Source organism: Tardiphaga sp., assembly GCF_028290785.1.
Lineage (GTDB): Bacteria > Pseudomonadota > Alphaproteobacteria > Rhizobiales > Xanthobacteraceae > Tardiphaga.
On sequence record NZ_JAQGJD010000398.1, the window covers coordinates 1 to 6,167 of the forward strand.

Annotated in this window: 8 protein-coding genes; 5 read left to right on the top strand and 3 right to left on the bottom strand. The window is 62.7% G+C overall.

Annotated elements, in window-relative coordinates:
- Window positions 1-211: 211 nt before the first annotated feature.
- Window positions 212-763 carry a cytochrome b gene (locus JWR89_RS25185; protein ID WP_299720924.1) on the bottom strand — a complete coding sequence of 184 codons (552 nt, stop codon included), beginning with the start codon at window positions 761-763 and terminating at the stop codon, window positions 212-214.
- A gap of 192 nt (window positions 764-955) precedes the next feature.
- On the opposite strand from JWR89_RS25185, the gene murI reads away from it, so the two are divergent.
- From murI to JWR89_RS25200, 3 genes are all read left to right on the top strand, one after another.
- Entirely contained in the window at window positions 956-1,753 is a 798-nt protein-coding gene (gene murI, locus JWR89_RS25190) for a glutamate racemase (protein ID WP_299720925.1), read from the top strand.
- Between the two features lie 108 nt (window positions 1,754-1,861).
- A complete protein-coding gene (locus tag JWR89_RS25195) occupies window positions 1,862-2,260 on the top strand; it encodes a cupin domain-containing protein (protein ID WP_299720926.1) in 399 nt (132 codons plus the stop codon).
- 29 nt (window positions 2,261-2,289) lie between these two features.
- Window positions 2,290-3,063 (top strand): aldolase/citrate lyase family protein, encoded by a 774-nt coding sequence (locus JWR89_RS25200; protein WP_299720927.1) that lies wholly within the window; start codon window positions 2,290-2,292, stop codon window positions 3,061-3,063.
- 189 nt (window positions 3,064-3,252) lie between these two features.
- Here JWR89_RS25200 and JWR89_RS25205 read toward each other — a convergent pair whose 3' ends face one another.
- Together JWR89_RS25205 and JWR89_RS25210 are read right to left on the bottom strand one after the other, a co-directional pair.
- A complete protein-coding gene (locus tag JWR89_RS25205; RefSeq protein WP_299720928.1) occupies window positions 3,253-3,630 on the bottom strand; it encodes a tautomerase family protein in 378 nt (125 codons plus the stop codon).
- A gap of 111 nt (window positions 3,631-3,741) precedes the next feature.
- Window positions 3,742-4,437, bottom strand: coding sequence for a glutathione S-transferase N-terminal domain-containing protein (locus tag JWR89_RS25210; protein WP_299720929.1), 696 nt, complete (start codon window positions 4,435-4,437; stop codon window positions 3,742-3,744).
- A 129-nt stretch (window positions 4,438-4,566) separates the two neighbouring features.
- Between JWR89_RS25210 and JWR89_RS25215 the strand changes: the two genes are divergently transcribed.
- Together JWR89_RS25215 and rpsD are read left to right on the top strand one after the other, a co-directional pair.
- Complete coding sequence (locus tag JWR89_RS25215) at window positions 4,567-5,133, top strand: TetR/AcrR family transcriptional regulator (RefSeq protein ID WP_366143013.1); 567 nt, start codon at window positions 4,567-4,569, stop codon at window positions 5,131-5,133.
- Between the two features lie 332 nt (window positions 5,134-5,465).
- Complete coding sequence (rpsD, locus tag JWR89_RS25220) at window positions 5,466-6,083, top strand: 30S ribosomal protein S4 (RefSeq protein WP_299720930.1); 618 nt, start codon at window positions 5,466-5,468, stop codon at window positions 6,081-6,083.
- Window positions 6,084-6,167 lie beyond the last annotated feature (84 nt).

Sequence of the window (6,167 nt, forward strand, 5' to 3'; positions counted from 1 at the left end):
CAACTGTTCAGGTTTGGGTGGTGCAGAAGCGGGCGGGTGCCAGGCCGGCTCACGGTCTTCGCGACCAGGGACCCAACGGCATACCGCCCGCAGCCCATCATGACAGATCAAAACTACACAGGGATCCCGATTGCTTTTCGCAAGTAACCGGGGGACCGATCTGCGAAGCAGCACTTCGTGCTGCATCGCGTCCGGGGAACGCAGCGCGCCGCTATTTGCTCTCCCCTGTCGTCATCCGCGCCACCACGTCGTCGTCGCGCACGAAGTGATGAACCAGCGCCGCGAGTATGTGGATCGTCACCAGCGCGATTAGCAGATAGGCAGCGTAGATGTGCAGGTCCTCGTAGAAATCGGCCTTGGCCTTGTCTGGCGAGGTGAATTGCGGCACCCGGAACCAGCCGAAGAAACTCGCATAATCCGGCTTGTGCGCCCCGGAATGAGCCCAGCCGAGCAGCGCCACCAATAGCGTTACGCCGTACAGCGACCAGTGGTTGGCCTTTGCCAGCACGCGCTCCCAGCGCGGCGATCCCGCCGGCGGCGCCGGCACCGGGTTGACGGCGCGCCAGATCAGCCGGGCCGCCATCAGCAGCAGGATGAGGTAGCCGATATCCGCATGGATCGAGCGGTGGAAGAAGCGATCCGGCCGCGGCGCGAGGTGGTTGAACCACCAGCCATAGGCCAGCATGAAGATGATCGCGAGGCCGAGGACCCAGTGAAGTCCACGGGACAGGCTGCCCCAGCGGGCGGTGGTGTTGCGCAGCATCGGGCACCTTCGAACGGGTCTAAAGACCTCTAGAGGCCACGCGTTCGGCACCGCCGCAACAGCCCCGCCCTCGGAAAGCCGCGAAGAAGGCTGGAATAGCTCCAGACTGACACCTCGTGTCCCGACGCGGTGCGCAGCGTCCGGGGAACGACCAGCAACCCAAAAGTAACCCACTTCGGCAACAGTGAATCCGTGTCCCACATACCCACCATTCTCGTGTTCGACTCCGGCCTCGGCGGCCTCACCGTGCTGCGCGAGATCGTGCGCGCGCGGCCGGATGCGCGCTATGTCTATGCCGCCGACGATGCGTTCTTTCCCTATGGCCAGCACAGCGAGGACGCCATCGTCGCCCGTGTGGTGCCGGTGATCGGCGAGCTGATCGCCGCGCATGCGCCGGACCTGGTGGTGATCGCCTGCAACACCGCCTCTACGCTGGTGATGGGGCATCTGCGGCGGGCCTGGCCGGTGCCGTTCGTCGGCACCGTGCCGGCGATCAAGCCGGCCTGCGCGCGCTCGGTCTCGAAGCGGGTCTCGGTATTGGGCACGTCAGGTACCGTGAAGCGCGAATATACGCGGACGCTGATCGCGGATTTTGCCGGTGGATGCGATGTCACCCTGGTGGGATCGGCCGACCTTGCCTCGATGGCCGAAGCCGAGCTGGGCGGCGGCAGCATCGACGATGCCGACCTTCTTGCCGAGATCGCGCCCTGCTTCGTCGATCGCGGCGCGGCAGGGCGAACCGACACCGTGGTGCTCGCCTGCACGCATTACCCACTGCTGCTGGCGCGCTTCATGGCGCTGGCGCCGTGGCCGGTGACGTGGATCGATCCGGCGCCGGCAATCGCGCGGCGGGTGGTCGAGCTGCTCGGCCCGGGCGATGCCACGGCAACGGCGCCGGCGGCGCAAATGCTGTTCACCTCCGGGCGGCCGCATGCGATGGCCGCGGCGCTGGCGCCGTTCTTCGGCGCCGCGGCCGTGCATCACGCCTAGCGTCGCCGCGGACCCATCGGATCCCAAAGCAGGATTGCCCTTTCCCGCCTCGCTGCTAGCCTCCTTGCCGGCCGTTCCGACAACGAGAACGGCGCAGGGAGAAACCACATGCTCAAGTCCACCCCGCTCAAGACACTGCTTCTCGGCCTGACCATCGCCACGGCGGCCGGCATCGGCGCCGCCTCCGCGCAGGGCATCAAGCGCACGCCGCTGCAGGACATCAAGTTTCCGGCCGGCTACCATATCGTCACCGTGATCGCCGAGATCGGTCCCGGCGTGCTCGCCGGGCGTCACACTCATCCCGGCGTCGATACCGGCTACGTGCTCGATGGCGAGGCCACCCTGCTGATCGAAGGCCAGCCCGACAAGGTGCTGAAGGTCGGCGATTCCTATGCGGTCCCGGCCGGCATCCCGCATGACGTCAAGGCCAGCGACAAGGGCTTGAAGATCATGGCAGTCTACGTCGTCGAGGACGGCAAGCCGGTGGCGACACCGGCGCCCAAATAGAGCTCACGCCACAGGATGCATCGCGGCCCATGACGTCCCCCGCGCCATTTCATCGCCTCAAGCAGCAATGGCGCGAGGGACGCCCCACCTTCGGGGCGATTGCCACCATCCCGTCTTTGCCCACCGTACAGATCATGGCGCAGTCCGGCATGGACTGGATCATCGTCGATTGCGAACACGGCCCGATCGACCTCGGCATGGCGCACGCGATGATCACCGCCACCGCCGGCACGCCCTGCGTGCCGCTGGTGCGGATCGCTTCGAACGAACCCTGGCTCGCCAAGGCGCCGATGGATCTCGGCGCCATGGGCATCAACTTTCCGATGGTCTGTAGTGCCGACGATGCGCGCAAGGCGGTGCGCAGCGTGCGCTATCCGCCTGATGGCGAGCGGCTGTGGGGGCCGTTTCACGCGCCGTTCCGCTGGGGCATCTCGATGCCGGATTATATGGCCGGGATCGACGACGACATGATCTGCATGATCACCATCGAGCATGTCGATGCGGTGAACCGAATCGACGAGATCATGGCGGTTGATGGCATCGACATCGCCGTGATCGGCATCGGCGACCTCGCCACCTCGATCGGCAAGCGCGGCCAGCCGGGCGATCCCGAGGTGCAGGCGCTGGTGCAGAAAGCCGAGGCCGGCATCCTGAAGTCAGGTGTTCCGCTGGGCGGCGCGGCGCTCAATGCGGAGATGGGCAATGCGATGATCGACCGCGGCTACGTGCTGATCGCGCTGGGCTTCGACTGGTCGCTGTTCCAGCGGGGAATCGCGGCTGGTTTCGAGGGGATCAGGCGGTGATCGTCACGTTCCCGGCTTCGACAAGCGCGGCAATGTGGCAGACCGCGGCCTGCGAAAAGCTGCCGCCGCCGCTGAATATGGCGGCAGCATCCATCGTGGCAAGCAGGCTATAAGCCGCGTGCGGAGTTCCGCAGGATCAGCGCGCCTCGGATGTCTAGCGTCGAAGCTGCCGTCGATGCTCTGAAATCTTTAATTCCAGGGTTCGCCATTGCCGAACGACCAGTCCGAGCGATCAACGTAGACCATATTGATCATGATGTCGTCGGGGCGAACGGACAGCTTCTCTTTCAACTGGTCGGCAATGTAGCGAAAGAAGGCAAGCTTCGACTCCTTGTTATTTCCGACAGTGCTGGTCACCTGGATAAGGAGAAAATCGGCCGACCGGCTCCACCCGAGAAAGTTAGGATCGTAGATCAGGTTATCAGGAGTATGCTCGCTGATAACGACGAAGCGGTCGCCATCCGGTGCCTTCAGGACATCGACAATGCCCTTGTAGACGATGTCGGCCACGGCGGCGCGGTACTCCGGAGTCTTTCCCTGGATCAGGTCGATACGTGCGAAGGGCATGGTGATTTCCTTTTATGAGAGTTGATGTCAATTCGGACTTGGCAACGGCCGTCGATAACAGCGTAAGGGCGGAGCGGCTTTTTCCGGAGAACAAGCCGCTCCCTTGGGAGGTCAGCGCTTGTCGATCTCTGGCACGCCGCTGTTGCGATCGGCATAGGCGGCCTGGAAGGCAGGCCGGGTTTGCCAGCGCTTCCAGAATGCATCGACGTGCTCGAAGCGCTCATCCAGCGGAGTTGCGTTCACGGGAAACTTGGAAAACGCGATCGCAACTGCCATCGTCATGTCCGCGAAAGTGGGCGCATCGCCGCCAAGCAACCAATCGCGTCCGTCGGACAGGTGCTGATTGACGAGCGCCGTATGCGCCAGCGCTTCCTTGCGACAATGTTCGCCCCAGGCATGATTGGTGGTCAGTTCGAGCTTCGGCCCGAGACCCTGATGCAGCACATGAAAGGCCGTGACGATCCGGTAGAGGATATGCACCCAGATGCGATTCCCCCACATGGTGTCGAGGCCCTGCTCCAGCGCGTTTGCCCCCATGATCTTCCGCCCCGGCATCGACTGGTCGAGATAGCGGGCAATCGCGTCGGTCTCGGCGATGAAGCTGCCATCCGGGAGTTTGAGGGTCGGCGTCTCACCCCACGGGTTCATCTTCAGATGGGGCCACTGCCGCTGCTCGCCGACCGGGCTCATGTCGTAGATGCGCTCGTCGAACTGATCGGCGATGCCTTTCTCGTGCATGAAGAGGCGCAGACGCTGCGGGTTGGGAAAGGCCGAAGGCGAGGTGAAGAGGTTGAGCCTGGCTGACATAAGATTATTTTCCTTAGGATGAAACGGTGAGACCAAAATTTCTACCTGACGTCAGGTAGGTGCGGGGCGATGAATAAGCCTTCCCTTTCGCGCTGTCAACACCTATCTATCGTCAGGTAAAAACTGAGGATGATGATGTCGACCGATACCAAGGAACGGATCATGGAGGCGGCGCGGTTGACCGTGCAGGATCTCGGCTATAGCGGCCTCAGCTTTCGCGAACTGGCGAAGGACGTCGGTATCAAGAGCGCCAGTATCCACTACTATTTCGCGACGAAGGGCGAGCTGGGTAGCGCGATTACCAGTCGCTATACCTCGCACTTTGCTCAATATTTCGAGGAGCTGCTCACGCAGGGACAGGATCTCAAGACATGCATGGCGCGCTACACCGACGTTTTCGCCAACACGCTGCGAAACGGCAATCGGATGTGCCTGGCAGGGATATTGTCAGCCGAGCGCAATGAACTCCCGGACGACGTTCGATCGGAAGTCGTCAAGTGGGGCGAAATGAATGAGCGCTGGATCGCGCGGGTGCTGATGCTGGACGCACGTGCAAAACCCGATGAGACCGCGCGCCGGGCGCGCGCCATTTTTGCTGCGGTTTCGGGCGCTCAACTGATCGCCCATAGTCGTGGCGACGTCTCCGTTTTCGAGGAGATCATTTCGGCCTATCGGGTCAGCGGACTGCTTCCCTGAGCCTGCCATCTCCGGCCGCCGCACGTGTCGCTCACACCTTGTCAATGTACCGCGGACCTCGAACAGACGAAGAACGGTCCATACGGCAGGCTGTTTTGCTGTAATTTCACGTCGGATTGGCGGCCTGTGCTGCGATTCTCGGAAAATCGGCTTTCAATTGACATAACCGGCCCCACCCCCTAGAACCCCGCTTGCTCGCGGGCCGTTTTCGGCCCGCGTTGCGTTTCGCACCCGTGGTTCTCCTCCCAGCTTGGGAATGAACCTGTCGGCACCGGAATTCTCCGGGGCACAGGAGGGCGCGTTTCCTCATCCACACAACCATCGAGGACGCGATGACCAAGCGTAGTGAAGCTAAATACAAAATCGACCGCCGCATGGGCCAGAACATTTGGGGTCGTCCCAAGTCTCCGGTCAACAAGCGCGAATACGGCCCCGGCCAGCACGGCCAGCGCCGCAAGGGCAAGCTCTCCGACTTCGGCGTGCAGCTGCGCGCCAAGCAGAAGCTGAAGGGCTATTACGCCAACATTTCCGAGCGCCAGTTCCACTCCATCTACGTGGAAGCCGGCCGCATGAAGGGCGACACCGGTGAAAACCTGATCGGCCTGCTCGAGCGCCGCCTCGACACCGTGGTGTATCGCGCCAAGTTCGTCGCCACCATGTTCGCGGCCCGTCAGTTCATCAACCACGGCCACATCAAGGTGAACGGCAAGCGCGTCAACATCGCCTCCTACAAGGTGAAGGTCGGCGACCTCGTCGAGATCAAGGAATCCTCCAAGCAGCTCGCTTTCGTGCTCGAAGCTTCGACGCTCGGCGAACGCGACACCCCGGATTACGTCGAGACCGACCACGGCAAGATGACCGCCAAGTTCATCCGCATCCCCCTGCTGTCGGACGTCCCGTTCGCCGTGCAGATGGAGCCGCATCTGATTGTCGAATTCTATTCGCGCTAAGCTTTAGCCGCGCTGACGAGATCGAGGCCCCGGATTTCCGGGGCCTTTTTCGTTGGGCCTGGTGCTGTCATTCCGGGGCGGGAG

Excerpts from the sequence above, each read along its gene's own strand:
- JWR89_RS25195 (WP_299720926.1), top strand. The coding sequence starts at position 1,862 with ATGCTCAAGTCCACCCCGCTCAAGACACTGCTTCTCGGCCTGACCATC.
- JWR89_RS25205 (WP_299720928.1), bottom strand. The coding sequence starts at position 3,630 with ATGCCCTTCGCACGTATCGACCTGATCCAGGGAAAGACTCCGGAGTAC.
- JWR89_RS25210 (WP_299720929.1), bottom strand. The coding sequence starts at position 4,437 with ATGTCAGCCAGGCTCAACCTCTTCACCTCGCCTTCGGCCTTTCCCAAC.
- rpsD (WP_299720930.1), top strand. The coding sequence starts at position 5,466 with ATGACCAAGCGTAGTGAAGCTAAATACAAAATCGACCGCCGCATGGGC.
- JWR89_RS25200 (WP_299720927.1), top strand. The coding sequence starts at position 2,290 with ATGACGTCCCCCGCGCCATTTCATCGCCTCAAGCAGCAATGGCGCGAG.
- JWR89_RS25215 (WP_366143013.1), top strand. The coding sequence starts at position 4,567 with ATGATGATGTCGACCGATACCAAGGAACGGATCATGGAGGCGGCGCGG.
- JWR89_RS25185 (WP_299720924.1), bottom strand. The coding sequence starts at position 763 with ATGCTGCGCAACACCACCGCCCGCTGGGGCAGCCTGTCCCGTGGACTT.